The 17,078-nt window shown below is 69.7% G+C and carries 17 protein-coding genes and 1 tRNA gene; 6 read left to right on the plus strand and 12 right to left on the minus strand.

Annotation, left to right across the window (positions count from 1 at the left end; translation table 11 throughout):
- The first annotated feature begins 19 nt into the window (after positions 1–19).
- The 4 genes from ACIHCQ_RS03435 to ACIHCQ_RS03450 all read left to right on the plus strand — a co-directional run bounded on the left by ACIHCQ_RS03435 (position 20) and on the right by ACIHCQ_RS03450 (position 6,307).
- A complete protein-coding gene (locus tag ACIHCQ_RS03435; protein ID WP_399657317.1) occupies positions 20–1,315 on the plus strand; it encodes a glycosyltransferase in 1,296 nt (431 codons plus the stop codon).
- The gene (locus ACIHCQ_RS03440) at positions 1,312–3,459 is read left to right on the plus strand and encodes an ArnT family glycosyltransferase (RefSeq protein ID WP_399657319.1); all 2,148 of its coding nucleotides are present in this window, start codon (positions 1,312–1,314) and stop codon (positions 3,457–3,459) included. Before ACIHCQ_RS03435 ends, ACIHCQ_RS03440 begins: the two co-directional genes overlap by 4 nt.
- Positions 3,460–3,659: 200 nt before the next feature.
- On the plus strand, positions 3,660–4,454 hold the full coding sequence (locus ACIHCQ_RS03445; protein ID WP_399657321.1) for a TetR/AcrR family transcriptional regulator: 795 nt from the start codon (positions 3,660–3,662) through the stop codon (positions 4,452–4,454).
- 236 nt (positions 4,455–4,690) lie between these two features.
- A complete protein-coding gene (locus tag ACIHCQ_RS03450; RefSeq protein ID WP_399657323.1) occupies positions 4,691–6,307 on the plus strand; it encodes an FAD-dependent monooxygenase in 1,617 nt (538 codons plus the stop codon).
- Here the strand turns inward: ACIHCQ_RS03450 and ACIHCQ_RS03455 are convergent.
- Together ACIHCQ_RS03455 and ACIHCQ_RS03460 are read right to left on the minus strand one after the other, a co-directional pair.
- A complete protein-coding gene (locus tag ACIHCQ_RS03455; protein ID WP_399657325.1) occupies positions 6,294–6,761 on the minus strand; it encodes a PPOX class F420-dependent oxidoreductase in 468 nt (155 codons plus the stop codon). The two genes, ACIHCQ_RS03450 and ACIHCQ_RS03455, sit on opposite strands and share 14 nt — an antisense overlap.
- Positions 6,762–6,771: 10 nt before the next feature.
- Complete coding sequence (locus tag ACIHCQ_RS03460) at positions 6,772–8,346, minus strand: MDR family MFS transporter (protein WP_399657327.1); 1,575 nt, start codon at positions 8,344–8,346, stop codon at positions 6,772–6,774.
- 142 nt (positions 8,347–8,488) lie between these two features.
- Here ACIHCQ_RS03460 and ACIHCQ_RS03465 point away from each other — a divergent pair, with 142 nt between their 5' ends.
- A complete protein-coding gene (locus tag ACIHCQ_RS03465; RefSeq protein ID WP_399657329.1) occupies positions 8,489–8,719 on the plus strand; it encodes a hypothetical protein in 231 nt (76 codons plus the stop codon).
- 251 nt (positions 8,720–8,970) lie between these two features.
- Here the strand turns inward: ACIHCQ_RS03465 and ACIHCQ_RS03470 are convergent, their stop codons facing one another.
- The 7 genes from ACIHCQ_RS03470 to ACIHCQ_RS03500 form a co-directional block, all read right to left on the minus strand.
- On the minus strand, positions 8,971–9,723 hold the full coding sequence (locus ACIHCQ_RS03470) for a hypothetical protein (RefSeq protein WP_399657331.1): 753 nt from the start codon (positions 9,721–9,723) through the stop codon (positions 8,971–8,973).
- 38 nt (positions 9,724–9,761) lie between these two features.
- Positions 9,762–10,625 carry an RNA polymerase sigma factor SigF gene (locus ACIHCQ_RS03475; protein ID WP_399657333.1) on the minus strand — a complete coding sequence of 288 codons (864 nt, stop codon included), beginning with the start codon at positions 10,623–10,625 and terminating at the stop codon, positions 9,762–9,764.
- 235 nt (positions 10,626–10,860) lie between these two features.
- Positions 10,861–11,799: an RNA polymerase sigma factor SigF gene (locus tag ACIHCQ_RS03480; protein ID WP_399657335.1), complete on the minus strand. Its 939-nt coding sequence runs from the start codon at positions 11,797–11,799 to the stop codon at positions 10,861–10,863.
- A gap of 254 nt (positions 11,800–12,053) precedes the next feature.
- Positions 12,054–12,218, minus strand: coding sequence for a hypothetical protein (locus tag ACIHCQ_RS03485; protein ID WP_399657337.1), 165 nt, complete (start codon positions 12,216–12,218; stop codon positions 12,054–12,056).
- A gap of 93 nt (positions 12,219–12,311) precedes the next feature.
- Positions 12,312–12,396: transfer RNA gene (locus ACIHCQ_RS03490), tRNA-Ser, on the minus strand.
- 53 nt (positions 12,397–12,449) lie between these two features.
- Positions 12,450–12,878 carry a tRNA adenosine(34) deaminase TadA gene (gene tadA / locus ACIHCQ_RS03495; protein ID WP_399657339.1) on the minus strand — a complete coding sequence of 143 codons (429 nt, stop codon included), beginning with the start codon at positions 12,876–12,878 and terminating at the stop codon, positions 12,450–12,452.
- 71 nt (positions 12,879–12,949) lie between these two features.
- Positions 12,950–13,492 carry a hypothetical protein gene (locus tag ACIHCQ_RS03500; protein WP_399657341.1) on the minus strand — a complete coding sequence of 181 codons (543 nt, stop codon included), beginning with the start codon at positions 13,490–13,492 and terminating at the stop codon, positions 12,950–12,952.
- Between the two features lie 217 nt (positions 13,493–13,709).
- Here ACIHCQ_RS03500 and upp point away from each other — a divergent pair, with 217 nt between their 5' ends.
- Positions 13,710–14,345 (plus strand): uracil phosphoribosyltransferase, encoded by a 636-nt coding sequence (gene upp, locus ACIHCQ_RS03505; protein WP_399657343.1) that lies wholly within the window; start codon positions 13,710–13,712, stop codon positions 14,343–14,345.
- Positions 14,346–14,383: 38 nt separating this feature from the next.
- Here the strand turns inward: upp and ACIHCQ_RS03510 are convergent, their stop codons facing one another.
- The 3 genes from ACIHCQ_RS03510 to ACIHCQ_RS03520 all read right to left on the minus strand — a co-directional run bounded on the left by ACIHCQ_RS03510 (position 14,384) and on the right by ACIHCQ_RS03520 (position 17,077).
- Positions 14,384–15,010 carry a LytR C-terminal domain-containing protein gene (locus ACIHCQ_RS03510; protein WP_399657345.1) on the minus strand — a complete coding sequence of 209 codons (627 nt, stop codon included), beginning with the start codon at positions 15,008–15,010 and terminating at the stop codon, positions 14,384–14,386.
- Positions 15,011–15,155: 145 nt separating this feature from the next.
- On the minus strand, positions 15,156–15,452 hold the full coding sequence (locus tag ACIHCQ_RS03515) for a type II toxin-antitoxin system VapB family antitoxin (RefSeq protein WP_003955420.1): 297 nt from the start codon (positions 15,450–15,452) through the stop codon (positions 15,156–15,158).
- Positions 15,453–15,610: 158 nt separating this feature from the next.
- Complete coding sequence (locus ACIHCQ_RS03520; RefSeq protein WP_399657347.1) at positions 15,611–17,077, minus strand: M28 family metallopeptidase; 1,467 nt, start codon at positions 17,075–17,077, stop codon at positions 15,611–15,613.
- Position 17,078 lies beyond the last annotated feature (1 nt).

A 17,078-nucleotide genomic window follows, 5' to 3' on the forward strand; every position in this document is an offset into this window, starting at 1 on the left:
GCCCGCCAAGAGTCGTGTCATGCGAACCGACACCCCAAGGGGGACTCTGCCGGCCCGGGAGCATCTGCTCGCCGCCGCGGCCGACCTGCCCGTACTCGATGTGGTGATCCCGGTCTACAACGAGGAGGCCGACCTCGAACGGTGCGTACTGCGGCTCCGCGAGCACCTGGCGCGGACCTTCCCGTACAGCTTCCGGATCACCGTCGCCGACAACGCGAGCACCGACCGCACCCCCGCGGTGGCGGCCCGGCTCGCAGCCTCGATCGCCGAGGTGCGTTCGTACCGGCTGGAGGAGAAGGGGCGCGGGCGTGCGCTGCGCACCGTGTGGTCACACTCCGACGCCCCCGTCCTCGCCTATATGGACGTGGATCTGTCCACCGACCTCAACGCCCTGCTGCCGCTAGTCGCGCCCCTGATCTCCGGGCACTCGGACCTCGCGATCGGATCGCGTCTCGCGCACTCCTCGCGGGTGGTGCGCGGCCCGAAGCGGGAGTTCATCTCGCGCGCCTACAACCTGATTCTCAAGTCGTCGCTGGCGGCCGGGTTCTCCGACGCGCAGTGCGGATTCAAGGCGATACGGCGAGACGTCGCCGAGCGCCTGCTGCCGATGGTCGAGGACACGGGCTGGTTCTTCGACACCGAGCTGCTGGTGCTGGCCGAGCGCGCCGGGCTGCGCATCCACGAGGTGCCGGTGGACTGGGTCGACGACCCGGATTCGACCGTGCACATCGTGAGTACGGCGACCGAGGACCTCAAGGGAGTCTGGCGGGTGGGGCGGGCGCTGGCGGTCGGCGCGCTGCCGCTGGACCGGCTGGTGCGGCCCTTCGGGGACGACCCGCGTGACCGGCAGCTCAGCGGGGTGCCGGGCGGGCTCGCCCGGCAGCTGGTCGGCTTCTGCGTGGTGGGCGCGTTCTCCACGCTGCTGTATCTGCTGCTGTATTCGGTCTTCCGGGCGGGCGTGGGGCCTCAGGTGGCCAATGCGGGCGCGCTGCTGCTCTCCGCCCTCGCGAACACCGCGGCGAACCGGCGGCTCACCTTCGGGGTACGGGGCCGGGACCGCGCGCTCCGTCATCAGGCCCAGGGCCTGGTCGTGTTCGCCATCGGGCTCGCGCTGACGAGCGGCTCGCTGGGGGCTCTGGAAGCGGCGGCCGGGAACCCCACCCACGGCACCGAACTGGCGGTCCTGATCGCCGCGAATCTGGCGGCGACGGTGCTGCGGTTCCTGCTCTTCCGGGCGTGGGTCTTCCCGGACCCAAGCCAAGAGAACAGCCCGTACGCCACTGATGTTGCCGACGACGTAAGGAACGCACGATGACCACGACCCATCCGCACGACGCGTCGCCCGCGGCAGCGACGACCACGGCTGAGGCTCCTCGCAGACGACTTGAACGCCTGCGGCGGGGGCGGGAGGAGGACGCCCGCTGGGTGCGGCCCGCCTTCCTCGCGCTGCTCCTCGCCACCGCGCTCCTCTACCTCTACAACCTGAGCGCCTCCGGCTACGCCAACTCCTTCTACTCCGCCGCCGTCCAGGCGGGCAGCGAGAGCTGGAAGGCCTTCTTCTTCGGCTCGTCCGACGCCGGGAACTCCATCACCGTCGACAAGCCCCCGGCCGCCCTGTGGCCGATGGCCCTGTCCGTACGGCTCTTCGGGCTCGGCTCCTGGCAGATCCTGCTGCCCGAGGTGCTGATGGGCGTCGCGACGGTGGGCGTGGTGTATGCCGCAGTCCGCCGCCGCTTCACCCCCGCCGCCGGGCTGATCGCGGGCGCGGTACTGGCGCTGACCCCCGTCGCCGCGCTGATGTTCCGCTTCAACAACCCGGACGCGCTGCTCGCGCTGCTGATGACCGTGACCGTGTACTGCGTGCTGCGCGCCCTCGAAGGCGCGCGGACGAAGTGGCTGGTCTGGGCGGGCGTCGCGGCCGGCTTCGCGTTCCTGACGAAGACGCTGCAGGCGTTCCTGATCCTGCCGCCGCTGGCACTGGTGTACGCGGTGTGCGCGCCGACGACCGTACGGCGCCGGCTCGGCCAGCTCGGTCTGGCCGGGCTCGCGATGGTCGCGTCGGCGGGCTGGTGGGTGGCCATCGTCGAACTGTGGCCCGCCGCCTCACGTCCGTACATCGGCGGCTCGCAGACCAACAGCTTCCTGGAGCTGACCTTCGGCTACAACGGCCTCGGCCGGATCAACGGCAATGAGACCGGCAGCGTGGGCGGCGGTGGCGGTGGCGGCGGTGGCAGCTGGGGAGAGACCGGCTACGACCGGATGTTCACCGGGACCATCGGCGGCCAGATCGCCTGGCTGCTGCCCGCCGCGCTGCTGCTGCTCGTCGCCGGGCTCGTGGTCACCTGGCGCGCCAAGCGTATGGACACGGCCCGCGCGGCCTTCCTGGTCTGGGGCAGCTCGCTGCTGATGACCGTGGGGATCTTCAGCTTCATGGCGGGCATCTTCCACGAGTACTACACGGTGGCGCTCGCGCCGTACATCGCCGCGCTCGTCGGCATGGGCTCCACGATGCTGTGGGAGGAGCGGACGAAGCTGCTCGGTTCGGTGGCGCTGGGCTCCACGGTCGCGGTGACGGCGGTCTGGTCGTACATCCTGCTGGGGCGGAGCACGGACTACCTGCCGTGGCTGCGCTGGGCGGTGCTGTTCGGCGGTCTGGCTGCCGCGGTGATGCTGCTGGTGGCGGGACGGCTGGGGCGGCGGCTGGTGCTGGGCGCGGCCGGGCTCGCGCTCGCGGCGTCGCTGGCGGGGCCGACCGCGTACGCGCTGACCACGGTGAGCGAGGCGCATGTGGGCTCGATCGTGACGGCGGGGCCCGCGGTGTCGGGCGGCCGGGGCGGTCCTGGCGGGGGCATGGGCGGTGGCGGCGGTGGTCCGCGCGGTGGTGGCGACGGCGGCGGGCGCATGCAGCCGCCCGGCCAGCAGGGCACGCAGCCGCAGGGCACGCAGCCGCAGGGCACACCGCCTCAAGGTGCAGCGGCCCAGGGGCAGCAGGCCGGCGGCCTCCCGGCCGGGGGCTTCCCCGGCGGCGCAGGCGGCGCGCAGGGCGAACGCGGCACCGGGGGCGGCGGCATGGGCGGGCTTCTCAACGGCGCGACCGTCTCCGCCGAGGTCGAGGCCAAGCTGCGGGAGAACGCGGGTGACTACACCTGGGTCGCCGCGGCCGTCGGCTCCCAGAACGCCGCCAGCTATCAGCTCGCCGGTGGAAACCCGGTCATGGCGATCGGCGGCTTCAACGGCAGCGACCCGTCCCCGACGCTCGCGCAGTTCAAGCAGTACGTCGCCGAAGGGAAGATCCACTACTTCATCGGTAGCGGCGAACAGGGCGGTGGGGGTGGCGGTGGCGGCGGTGGCCGCGCGGGCGGGGGCACCAGCTCCGAGATCAGCACCTGGATCGCGGCCACCTTCACCGAGGTCACCGTGGACGGCGCGACCCTCTACGACCTGACCGCCGAGAAGTAGCTGTACGGCGTACAGGAAGTCGTGTGCGGCGTATGGGACCTCTTCGTCCCATACGCCGTACACGTGCAAGGAGCAGGCATTGCTCGACAGCACCGTCTCGACGCGCTCTGCTGCTGCGGCGGGCCGAGAGGGCAGATTCGCTGAAGGCGGCGGCATAGCATCGGAGCTGGGGCCAACCGGCCGATCGAGGAGGATGCGCGATGGTGAGTACGGCCGACCGCGCGAAAGGTCCCGCGAGGACCAGCGTATGGCTGGAGGGCAAGGCGGGCCCCGCGGGTGCCGCGGGCGCTGCCGGCCGAGGACGGAAGTCGGGCGGCCACCCGCACGGTCTGGACCGCGACAAAATCATCGACGCGACGGTACGGCTGCTGGACACGGAGGGCGCGGCGAAGTTCTCGATGCGGCGGCTGGCCGCGGAGCTGAACGTCACCGCGATGTCCGTCTACTGGTACGTGGACACCAAGGACGACCTCCTGGAGCTGGCCCTCGACGCGGTCTTCGGGACGCTTGAGCTGCCGGATGTCGGCGCGGAGGGCGACTGGCGGGAGCAGCTGCGTGAACTGGCGGCGGGGTTCCGGACATTGCTGGTACGGCACCCGTGGGTGTCGGCGCTGATCGGTACGTTCCTGAACATCGGCCCGCACTCGATGGGGTTCTCGCTGGCGGTGCAGCAGGTCATGCGGAACACGGGGCTGCCGCCGGAGGGGCAGATGGGCGGGCTCGCGGCGGTGTTCCATTTCGTGTACGGGTTCGGGGCGATCGAGGGGCACTTCAAGGAGAGGTGCGCGGCGGCGGGGGTGAGCCAGGACGAGTACTTCCGGCAGGCGATGGGGGCGATCAGCGAGGCGCCGGAGTTCAAGGAGAACTTCGAGAGCGCGGCGGAGCTGATGGAGGCGAGGGGTGGGCAGACGGTGGAGGAGATGAGGGAGAGGGACTTCGGCTTCGCGCTGGACCTGCTGATAGACGGCATCGAAGCGATGGTTGCTCGCGCGTAGGTGCGGGTGCGGGTCCTTGTGCCTCGGCGCGGGTTGCGGCCCTTCGTGTGACGCGGCCCCCGCCGGCGGCCCGGGCGGGCCGTTGTCCGGAACGGCCCGCCGGTGGCCCGGCCCCTGGGGATGGATGGGGTCGTCAGCCCGCCGAACCGGCCCGCGCGTCAATCTGAGTTGACAGGGCGGGGTCGTCAACCGAGACTGACACGCATCTGGACCCACCGTTCGACGAAGGAGACCCCATGACCGTGGACGTTGTCATCGCAGGCGGCGGTCCGAACGGGCTCATGCTCGCCTGCGAGTTGCGCCTCGCCGGTGCGCGTCCCGTCGTGCTGGAGCGGCTTCCCGCCCGCAGCGACCTCCCCAAGGCCAACGGGCTCGTCGGACGCGTGGTCCAGGCGCTTGAGCTCCGTGGGCTCTACGAGCCGCTCGCCGGTCGCGCCGGGCCCCCGGAGCCCGTGCCCTTCTACCAGTTCAGCGGCATACCGCTCGACCTCCGCGGGCTGGAGGGCAACCCCATGCACGTGCTCCCGGTCCCGCAGCCCCGTATCGAGCAGGTGCTGGAGGAGCGTGCCATCGAACTCGGCGTCGAGATTCGCCGCGGGCACGAGTTGACCTCCCTCCGGGACGACGGCACGGACGTGGACCTCGCCATCCGCGGTCCCGAGGGCGCCTATCGCCTGCGTACGCGCTACCTGGTCGGAGCCGACGGCGGCCACAGCCTCGTCCGCAAGGAAGTGAACATCGCCTTCCCGGGCACCACCGACGACAGCTTCGTCTCCCGGACCGGACACGCCGTGATCCCCGAGGCCCTGCTGGACCCGGTCACCGGCGAGCTCGACCTGCCAGGACTGGATGCGCCGCTCCGGCCGTACACGCAGAACCGGCTCGCCCACGGCGTCTTCTCGTTCGCGATGATGCCGCCAGGATCCGGCGTCCATCTCGTCGCCGTACTGGAGTGGGACCGGCCGCCCGCCGACGAAGCCACGCCCATGACCTTCGCCGAACTGCGCGAGAGCGTACGCCGGGTCCTCGGCACGGACCTGCCGATGGAGGAGCCCGTCGCCGACGAGCCGCATCTGCTGCGGCGGCTCACCGGAGTGAGTTCACGCCAGGCCGAGGCCTATCGCGCCGGCCGTGTCCTGCTGCTCGGGGACGCCGCGCATGTGCACTCCGCGATCGGCGGGCCCGGCCTGAATCTGGGGATGCTGGACGCCATGAACCTCGGCTGGAAGCTCGCCGCCGAGATCGCCGGCTGGGCGCCCGAGGGTCTGCTGGACACCTACGAGGCCGAGCGGGCGCCCGCCAGCCGGCGGGTGCTCATGCAGACCCGTACGCAGATGGCGCTGATGCGACCGGGCGAGGACCTGACCGCGGCGCGCGATCTCATCGCCGAGCTGTTCGAGAGTGAGGTCAACCGCCGCCGGATCGCCGCGCTGCTCGCCGGAGCGGATATTCAGTACGACATGGGTCACGACGCCCCGCATCTGCTGCCCGGACAGTGGCTGCCCGATATGCAGGCGCAGATCACGGCCGGCAGCGAACAGCTCGCGGAGGGGCTGCGGGGAGCCCGCCCGGTGCTCCTGGACTTCACCGAGGACGCCTCGGCCGCCGCTCTGGCGGAGGGCTGGAAGGACCGGATCGACATCGTCACGGAAAACCGGCCCGCGGACGTCACGGACCAGGCACTCCCCGCCTCCGCCCTGCTGATCCGCCCCGACGGCTACGTCGCCTGGGCCGGGGCTCACCAGGACCAGGACCAGGACCAGGACCGGGACCAGGACCGGCAGGCACACCGCGGCCTGCGTCTGGCACTGACCACCTGGTTCGGCGCGGCGGCCGGTCTCAGCCCTCGCTGAGCCTCGCCGGGAAGCCGCCCTTCGCCACCGGACTCCACCGTTCCGGTGTGATCCGGATGATCGACTTGCCCTGCTTCACCATCGCCGCGCGGTACTCGTCCCAGTCCGGGTGCTCGCCCGAGATGTTGCGGAAGTACTCCACCAGCGGTTCCACCGACTCCGGAGAGTCGATCACCTCCGCCGTGCCGTCGATCTGAACCCACGGCCCGTTCCAGTCGTCCGACAGGACGATCACGCTCACCCGTGGATTCCGCTTCGCATTGCGGGTCTTCGCGCGTTCCGGGTACGTAGAGACCACGATCCGGCCCGCGTCGTCCACCCCGCACGTCAGCGGAGACCCCTGCGGGGTGCCGTCCGTGCGGCTGGTCAGCAGGATCGCCCGGTGGCGGGGTCGTACAAACGCCAGCAGTTCGTCCAGTTCCACCACAGTGTTGGTGGCAATGTTGGGTGCCATGTGCGGCAGCCTAATCCCGTACCGCCCCGGCCCTCAGCGCGACTTCCCGGATGAACAGCGTCACCAGCAGAGCGATCAGCGCGAGCGGGGCGGCGTACAGGAAGATGTCGGCGACCCCGTGCCCGTACGCGCTCTCCATCACCGTACGGATCGGGGCGGGCAACCGGTCCAGGTCGGGGATGGACCCGCCGCCCGTGCCGCCGTGGCCCAGCGCCGCGCCCTGTGGCCCGAGTCCGGCCAGTCCGTCCTTGACGTAGCCGGTGACCCGGCCCGCCATGACCGCGCCCAGCGCCGAGACGCCGACCGCGCCGCCCAGGGAGCGGAAGAAGGTGACGACCGAGCTGGCCGAGCCGAGGTCCTCCGGGGACACCTGGTTCTGCGTGCAGAGCACCAGGTTCTGCATCATCATGCCGAGGCCCAGACCCGTGATCGCCATGAAGATCGCGACATGCCAGTACGCGGTGTCGTAGCGCATGGTGCCCAGTAGCCCCAGACCCGCCGTCAGCAGCACGGCTCCGCCCACCAGCCAGGCCTTCCAGCGGCCCGTCCTGGTGATGACCTGGCCCGAGACGGTCGACGAGACGAACAGTCCGGCGATCATCGGGATGGTCATGACGCCGGACATCGTCGGCGACTTGTCGCGCGCCAGCTGGAAGTACTGGCTGAAGAACACGGTGCCCGCGAACATCGCGACGCCGACGAAGAGTGAGGCCACCGACGCCAGCGCGATGGTGCGGTTGCGGAACAGCCGCAGCGGGATGATCGGGTCGCTCGCCTTCGACTCCACGAGCACGAAGAGCGCGCCGAGCGCGACCGAGCCGCCGACCATCGCGTACGTCTGCCAGGAGACCCACTCGTACTTGTCACCGGCGAAGGTCACCCAGAGCAGCAGCAGCGAGACCGCCGCGCTGATGACGAGGGCGCCCGTCCAGTCGACCTTGACCTGCCGCTTGACGACCGGAAGCTTCAGGGTCTTCTGCAGGACGATCAGCGCGATGAAGGCGAAGGGCACGCCGACGTAGAAGCACCAGCGCCAGCCGAGCCACGAGGTGTCGGTGATGACGCCGCCGAGCAGCGGGCCGCCGACCGTCGCGACGGCGAAGGTCGCGCCGAGGTAGCCGCTGTAGCGGCCCCGCTCGCGCGGGGAGATCATCGCGGCCATCACGATCTGCGCGAGGGCGGAGAGACCGCCGACGCCGATGCCCTGGACCACCCGGCAGACGATCAGGGTGCCGGCGTTCTGCGAGAGGCCGGCCGCCGCCGAGCCGAGGACGTAGATGACCAGGGCTATCTGGACCAGCAGCTTCTTGGAGAAGAGGTCGGAGAGCTTGCCCCAGAGCGGGGTGGTCGCGGTCATCGACAGCAGCGAGGCCGTCATGACCCAGGTGTAGGCGCTCTGGCCGCCGCCGAGGTCGGTGATGATCTCGGGCAGGGCGTTGGAGACGATCGTGGACGACAGGATGGCGACGAACATGCCGAGCAGCAGCCCGGACAGCGCCTCCATGATCTGCCGGTGTGTCATCGGCGCGTCGGCGTCGGCGCCGGTTCCGGCATCCCGCACACAGGCCGGTGTGGTCGTAGCCATTCGCATCTCTCCGCGCGTCTTTGCCCGCCATTTACTATTCATTGCTTAGGGCAACTATATTATTGGATGGTAGTTACAGGCAAATGGATCTCGGGCCGCCCGGGGTTGGGTACGCCAAACGGGTTCGCTAGGGTCCTGACCCATGGCACACAACCCCCATGCACCCCAAGGCCAGGGCCCCGAGGGTCACGACCCCGCGGGCAACACCCAGATGTTCCGCGCCTTCGTCGATGAGGCCGCGCCGCAGAGCCGGCCGACGACGCCCGCCGCGCGGCCCCAGTCCGCGTCACGGGTCGGGCCGGTCATCGGCATCGTCGCGGCCGTCGTGGTCGTCGGCATTCTCGTCGCCGTGGCGGCGCTCGCCCTGGTCTAGGGCGTGTTTTAGAAGTCCCTCCCCCTGGACTTCGTCCGGGGGGCCCCAGCCCCGCGACGCCTGGCACGCGCACTCGCGGTGTTGTCGGAGTCGCCCAAGTACTCCCCCAGAGCTTCGCCTGGGGGTGCCCCCACCGCCTTGCGATTGCACGCACCAGACGCCGCAGGGCCCGCCCTACCGGGCGGACGGCGCTACTTCTCAAACACGCCCTAGCTCACCGCCGGCTCACTTCCCTGCGGCGTCATTTCCCGTCACTTCCATACGGCGGTGACGTCCTGGGTCTCGATACGCATGCCCAGCGGCACCCGCCAGCTGTCCACGCACACGGTGTACGACGGTGTCCGCGCCGCTCCGGCGGGGATCGGCGCGGGCAGCGGCCGATCCGACTCGACGGTCGCCCAGTCGACCCCGAGCAGGCCGATGATGTGCGTCGCGAAGGTGAGAGTGCCCGAGGTCACGGGTGACCCGCCGATGTTGCGGAGCTCCACGGTCACCTGCTCGCACCAGCGCACATCCAGCGCCGTACGGACCGGTGCGCCGACCGTGAGTACGGCAGGGGGAGCGGTGTTGCCGGGGGTGGGGCCGGGCACCGGAACAGGCCCGGGTCCCGGGCCGGGACCGGGCGCCGGCGGCGTACCGGCGGGCGCGGTGCCGGGTGCCGGGTCCGGACCGGCCGGTGGGCTCTCGCCGGTGGAGCCCGTTCTGTTCGTGCCCCCCGGCCTCGTGCCCCCCGGACTGGAGCTCGCAACTCCTGGGGCGCCGCCCGTACCTTCCGTACGAGGTCCCTCCGGCCGCTCCGTCCCCGCGGCCGGCGCGCCGTCCAGCGGCACCAGCAGGACCGTGCCCCTCGGCGGTACGGCGGCCGTGGGCGCCGCCCCGGGACCCGAGCCCGCGGCACCGACCGCCGCGTAGCCGTCGTCGTCGCCGCTCCCGCACGCGGTCAGCGCCCCGCCGAAGCAGAGCGCGACCGCCGCGAGTACCGCTCCTTGACGTCGTCGTCGCATCGCGCCAGTTTGGCTGACGCTCCGTCAATTCGGAAGCGTCAGTCCGCGATCAGGCCCTCCCGCAGCTGCGCGAGCGTACGCGTCAGCAACCGCGAGACATGCATCTGCGAGATGCCGACCTCCTCGCCGATCTGCGACTGGGTCATGTTGGCGAAGAACCGGAGCATGATGATCTGCCGCTCCCGGGGTGCGAGTTTGGCCAGCAGGGGCTTGAGCGATTCGCGGTACTCGACCCCTTCCAGGGCCGTGTCCTCGTAACCGAGCCGGTCCGCGAGCGAGCCCTCGCCGCCGTCGTCCTCCGGGGAGGGCGAGTCCAGCGAGGAGGCGGTGTAGGCGTTGCCGACGGCGAGACCGTCGACCACGTCCTCCTCCGACACCCCCAGCACCACGGCCAGTTCGGGAACGGTCGGGGACCGGTCCAGCTTCTGGGCGAGTTCGTCGCTGGCCTTGGTGAGCGCGAGCCGCAGCTCCTGGAGGCGGCGCGGGACCCGCACCGACCACGAGGTGTCGCGGAAGAAGCGCTTGATCTCACCGACGACCGTCGGCATCGCGAATGTCGGGAACTCCACGCCCCGTTCGCAGTCGAAACGGTCGATCGCCTTGATCAGGCCGATCGTGCCGACCTGGACGATGTCCTCCATCGGCTCGTTCCGGGAACGGAACCGGGCGGCGGCGTACCGCACCAGGGGCAGATTGAGCTGGATGAGGGTGTCGCGCACATAGGTGCGCTCCGGGGAGTCGCCCGATCCGGCGGAGTCCTCGGCCTCCAGTGCGCGGAGCCGCAGGAAAAGGGAGCGGGACAGTGTGCGCGTGTCGATGGCTTCCGAGCTGTCAGGTACGACAGGTGCCGGTGCGGGCTTTGTGAGCGTGAGCACCTTCGAGCTGCCCTGTTCTACGGACATGCCACCCCCTTGAGGTCGCGGACGGTCGCGGTGGGCCACGACCATCGGAGGAACGCAGCCTCCACCTGAATACCGGCGGGAAGGCTGCGGCAAACGCGGTTCCGGCAGAATGTCACATGTCGGCAACGCGCTGTAGTGACATGTCGACAAGTAGCGGGGGAAAATGCGCTGGAAACAAGGGGTGTGCGGCATTTGGGCGACCGGTAAAGGCCCCGAAAGGGTCTACCCGTTTTAGCTACGCTTCGATCCTATTTGCGGAACGAAGTCTGGCGAAGCTCCGGGCGAGCAGCCTTGACACATGCATCTGTGAGACGCCCAATTCCTGGCTGATTTGCGACTGCGTGAGGTTGTTGTAATAGCGGAGCATGAGAATCCGCTGTTCGCGTTCGGGGAGCTGTACGAGCAGATGGCGTACGAGGTCGCGGTGTTCGACTCCGGCCAGCGCGGGGTCCTCGTAACCGAGCCGGTCGAGCAGCCCGGGCAGTCCGTCACCCTCCTGGGCCGCCTCCAGGGAGGTCGCGTGGTACGAGCGCCCGGCCTCGATGCAGGCCAGCACCTCGTCCTCGGCGATCTTCAGGCGTTCGGCGATCTCGGCGGTCGTCGGGGAGCGGCCATGAGCGGTCGTCAGGTCCTCGGTGGCTCCATTGACCTGCACCCACAGCTCATGCAGCCGCCGCGGTACGTGCACGGTCCGTACGTTGTCGCGGAAGTACCGCTTGATCTCGCCGACCACCGTGGGCATCGCGAAGGTCGGGAACTGCACCCCGCGGTCCGGGTCGAACCGGTCGATCGCGTTGATCAGGCCGATCGTGCCGACCTGGACGACGTCCTCCATCGGCTCGTTGCGGGAGCGGAAGCGGGCGGCGGCGTACCGTACGAGCGGAAGATTCGCCTCGATGAGCGCCCCACGCACTCGGGTGTGTTCCGGGCTGCCCGGCTCCAGGGTCTTGAGCTCGCCGAAGAGGACCTGGGTGAGCGCCCGGGTGTCCGCGCCCTTGCTGTTCTGGGGTTTCTCGGCGAGCGGGGCGTCGGCAAGCGCGTCCGCGGGCGCGTCGGCGGACGCGGCGGCCGGAGCCTCGCCCGAAGGGCCTGGGCCGTCGGGGGCGTCCTCGGCGGGCGTGTCCTCCGGGTGTTCGTTCTGGGGTGGCACCTGAGGCGCAGTACTGGCCGGCACGGTTACGCCACCCCTTCGCGGTTCGCGGTCAACTTCGGTCAACTGATCCGTCAAAAGCGGTCATAGCATCACAAGACATGTCCACTGTGTGCAAGCACCGGATAACGCCGTGTTGAAGGCAAGTTGAGAGGTAAACCGCAGAAAGCCCCCCGCCGGAGAGGCGAAGGGGCGGCAAAAGCGAGGGGAGGGAACTCGTGGTCCGCGATCACCCGGCCGGCGAGTGCGCGCCGTGGTCCGGGGGTGCCCGAAGGGTCCTAATCGACGAGCTCGGCCATGAACTCTCCGACGCTCTTCGCGGCGTCCGAGATGCCCTCGAAGCCCAGCTTGACGAGTTCCGCGGCTTTGTCCGGAGAGTTGATGATCGTATACAGCACGAAGACGACAACGATGTAGAGAGCTATCTTCTTCGTTTCCACCATCAGCCCCTGCCTCCCCTGCCAAGCCCGCGGTCGCGTGAGTCTAGCTGAGCACGAAGGGACCCGACGCGATGCGTCGGGTCCCTTCGACAAGAGCGGTAGCGGAGGGATTTGAACCCTCGGTGACTTGCGCCACACTCGCTTTCGAGGCGAGCTCCTTCGGCCGCTCGGACACGCTACCGGGAGAGAGCTTAGCCCACAGTGGGCCGTGCTCCGAAATCGGTTCCCTTCAGCTCAGCGGTCGCGGAAGAAGCTCGTGAGCTGTGTGGCGCATTCCTGCTCCAGCACTCCGAGGATCACCTCGGGCCGGTGGTTGAGCCTGCGGTCCCGTACGACGTCCCACAGTGAACCGGCCGCGCCCGCCTTCTCGTCCCGCGCGCCGTAGACCACCCTGTCCACCCGGGACTGCACGATCGCGCCCGCGCACATCGTGCACGGCTCCAGCGTGACGACCAGCGTGCACCCGGTCAGCCGCCATTCGCCGAGCCGTGCAGCGGCCCGGCGGATCGCCAGCACCTCCGCGTGCGCCGTCGGGTCTCCGGTCGCCTCACGTTCGTTGTGGGCGGTGGCCAGGACCGTGCCGTCCGGGGCCAGCACGACGGCGCCGACCGGCACATCGCCGGACAGCGCCGCGCGCTCAGCCTCCTTCAGGGCCAGGCGCATGGACGCCTCCCACGGATCCCGTATGGGATCACGCGACGGATCGTGTACGGGATCGGTTGCCGGGTCCGTCACTAGCGGACGGCCTCCAGCACTTCGGACGCGCCCAACGCCTCAGCGATCTCCGGCAGCGCTTCGGTCTCCAGAGCCAGCAGCTCCTTCTCCGAAAGCCCCAGGTCCGTCAGGATGTCGCGATCGCCCACTGGCCCGGCAGGCACCAGTTCGCCGACCGCGACGATTTCGTCGAGCTCCGTGTCGTCCTCGGTCTCCACGTCCGGCTCTCCGTCCTCCGTCCCGTCCAGATCGAGCGTGTCCAGGTCGTCGGCCGGGTCGTCATTGTCCCTGCCGAGCAGTTCATTGGTGAGGATCTCCCCGTAAGAGGAGCGTGCGGCCGAGGCCGCGTCCGAGACATAGATACGAGGGTCTTCCTCGCCCTCCACCCGGACGAGGCCGAACCACGCGTCCTCCTGCTCGATGAATACGAGCACCGTGTCCTCGTCGACCGAGGCCTCGCGGGCCAGGTCGGTCAGATCCGACAGGGTCTCCACATCGTCGAGCTCTGTGTCGCTCGCTTCCCACCCGTCTTGAGTGCGCGCGAGCAGTGCGGCGAAGTACACCGTGACTCTCCCACTGATCAGAGGTGTGACGACCGGCGGTGCGTTGCTGTGTGCCCCGCCCACTCGGAATCGTGGCAGAAACGACGCCGTTGCGAGAGGTCTTCCGTCCTTGCGTCGGCCATCAGTTCTCCACCAGTTTTGACGACGAGGGCCCAGAAGCGGAAGGTCCGCAGGCTCGTCGCCCTGCCCGGATGCCGTCCGGGCTACTGTTGGCGGCATGCGGATCCATGTTGTCGACCACCCTCTGGTGGCGCACAAACTCACCACGCTGCGCGACAAGCGCACCGACTCCCCGACCTTCCGGCGGCTCGCCGACGAGCTGGTCACGCTGCTCGCGTACGAGGCCACCAGGGACGTGCGCACCGAGCAGGTCGACATCCAGACCCCGGTGACCGGGACGACGGGCGTGAAGCTCTCGCACCCGCGCCCGCTGGTCGTGCCGATCCTGCGGGCCGGTCTGGGCATGCTCGACGGCATGGTGCGGCTGCTGCCGACCGCCGAGGTGGGCTTCCTCGGGATGATCCGCAACGAGGAGACCCTGGAGGCGTCGACGTACGCCACCCGGATGCCGGAGGACCTCTCCGGGCGTCAGGTGTACGTACTCGACCCGATGCTGGCCACCGGCGGCACGCTCGTCGCGGCGATCCGGGAGCTGATCAAGCGCGGCGCGGACGATGTGACCGCTGTTGTGCTGCTGGCGGCGCCCGAGGGCGTCGAGATGATGGAGCGCGAGCTGGCGGGCACGCCGGTCACCGTGGTCACCGCCTCGGTCGACGAGCGGCTCAACGACCACGGCTACATCGTGCCGGGGCTGGGCGACGCGGGCGACCGTATGTATGGGACCGCGGTCTAGAAGTCAGTCCTTGGGGCAGTCCTCGGTCAGTCCTTGGGTCAGGTTTTGCAGGAGGGGCGCGGTGTGGGCTTGGCCAGGGAGGCCAGGGCCGCGTCCGCGTCCCTCTTCGTGTCCAGGGTCGTGAAGGCCGTCCCGAGGATCAGATCGATGTCCGCCGTCTCACGGGCGTCGGTCTTCAGCTGACTGCCCCGCAGCTGGGTCGCCAGGACGCGGAAGCTGCCTCCGTACGCCTTGGGCGCGCCGAGCAGCACTCCGGTGCCGGGGACCTTCTTGTCGTACGCCACCGGGGCGTTGCCCACCTTGCCGATCACGAAGCCGCGCTTCCGGAGCTCGTCGGCCGCCGCCTTGGCGAGGCCGCCGCGCGGGGTGGCGTTGTAGACGTTCACCGTGATCTGGGCCGGCTTGGGCGCCGGCGGCACGGCGGACACCACCGGGACGGCCTCGCAGCCCGCCGCCGTCCGGGTGTTCGCTCCGGGTTTCTTCTCGTCGCCCGCGAACACGTCGATGAGCTGCACAGTTCCCCAGCCCGCCAGAGTGAGGGCGGTCACCGCGGCGATGGCTGCCCCAACGATTTTGCGGCGATTGCGAGGGCGTCGCATCCGGGGGTACGCGTCGCCCGTGATGCGGTACTTTCCGCCCATGCCGGGTGGAGTAAGCATGCTCATGGGCGCAGCGTAGTGCGGCTTGGAGTTAATGCACTACTGGATGATCAACAGATTGCGTCCGTATGGTCAGGAATGGGCCCGAAAGGGTCAGCCCCCGACCTGCCGAACGGGCTCGGTCAGCCCCGTCCGAGGATCAGCCCGAGGATCAGCCCAGTTCGAGGACGCGGGCGTGCAGCACCTGGCGCTGCTGCAGCGCGGCGCGCACGGCGCGGTGCAGGCCGTCCTCCAGATAGAGATCGCCCTGCCACTTCACGACATGGGCGAAGAGGTCGCCGTAGAACGTGGAATCCTCGGCCAGCAGCGTTTCCAGGTCCAGCTGGCCCTTGGTGGTGACGAGCTGATCGAGGCGGACCGGGCGCGGCGCGACATCCGCCCACTGCCGGGTGGATTCCCGGCCGTGGTCGGGATACGGCCGCCCGTTACCGATGCGCTTGAAGATCACACGGAAAGCCTACCGGGCAAGCGGCTCCCGGCGCAGCCGGGCGCGGTCGGACAATAGTGTGCAAAGTGGAGCACACCCTGAGATAGAGGTGCGGGCGCCCGATTTTTGGGGCGCCCGGATATCTGCATATTGCTTACATACTGCTCGTTGCTATTCGGTCACGGCTGGCGCAGCGAGTTCAGGTCGTGGGCGTAGGTCCCCACGGCGTTGGCGATGACACCGATGTTGGCCGCGAACACCGACATGTCGATATTGCCCAGGGTGTCGCATGCGGCGTGATAGCAGGAGTCGTACGCGACCCCCGCCGTGCCGCCGAACTTCCGCGCCTGGGCCGCCGTCTTGACGCCCTCGGCGCCCGTGAACGTACCGCCGGAGGGGATGCCGGCCGCGATGAACGGCCCGTAGTCGGAGCGTCCGGTGAGGTCCGTGCCCTCGTGCTGCTTGCCCCGCCTGTCGAGGAACGCGCTGATGTCGCGCTCAAGCTGCGCCGAGCCCGCGGGTCCGGGGCCCGCGCCCGTGCTGTCGGAGTCGTCGCCGTCGTAGACGAAGAGCCCGGGGTTGGGCGAGGCGATCATGTCGAAGTTGAGGTAGAGCTTGATCTCTTTTCTGGCCGCGGAGCTCAGGTTCGCGACGTACGCCTTGGAGCCGAACAGGCCGTTCTCCTCGGCGGACCACCACGCGAAGCGGACCTTGTTGGCGGGCTTCGCCCTGGACTCGGCGAGTTCCTGGGCGACTTCGAGGAGTCCGGCGGAGCCCGAGCCGTTGTCGTTGATTCCGGGGCCCGCCGTCACCGAGTCGAGGTGCGCGCCGAGCATCACCGTACGGGCGGCATTGCCGCCGCGGGTCTCGGCGATGACGTTGTTGGTGGAGCGCTTCTCCTGGAGCTGGCGGAGTTCCAAGGAGAGGTTCACCGGGCGGGCCGGGCGCCTGGCGAGGGCGGCGGCGAGTTTCTCGCCCTCCGCCTTGGTGACTCCGCCGGTCGGGATCCGGCCGGCGGCCGGGTCGCCGAGGGTGCCGGTGAGCACGCCGTCGGCGTCGTTGTAGATGATCGCCCCGGCCGCGCCCGCTCCGGCTGCCGCCGTCTGCTTCTCGCCGAAGGTGCAGCCGCCGCGCTTGATCAGCGCGATCTTGCCGGTGAAAGCCCCCGAGGCGTAGTCCGCCGGCTGACAGCCGGTGGTGTCGTCCACCGGGACGGCCGCCAGACCGGCCTTGATGCCACCCACCGGAGTGGACTTGGTGTACGTCATCGCCGTGATCGCCACGTCGCGCGGCGCGGGCGAGAGCACTTTGAGGCGCTCGGCCCGCGTCTCGGTGTAGATGAAGTCGAACCGGTCGTACGAGACGTCGTAGCCGTATTTCTTCAGCTGCTGGTAGATGTACGCGGCGGAGGCGTCGTGGCCGGGCGAGCCGGCGGCCCGGTGGCCGCCCGCCGCGTCGGCCAGCTGCTGGAACTTCTTCAGGTGCGTGTAGGCGTCGTCGGCGGACGACGTACGGACCAGTTTCCCCGCGAGTCTGGTCGCGTTTCTTGCCGCGTCCGTTTCCGCCTCCGCCTCCGCCTCTGCCGGTGACAGCAGGAGCGGGGCCACGAGTACGGCTGCGGCCAGGGTGGTGGTTCGCTTCAGCACG

Source organism: Streptomyces sp. NPDC052236 (assembly GCF_044548015.1).
Classification (GTDB): Bacteria; Actinomycetota; Actinomycetes; order Streptomycetales; family Streptomycetaceae; genus Streptomyces.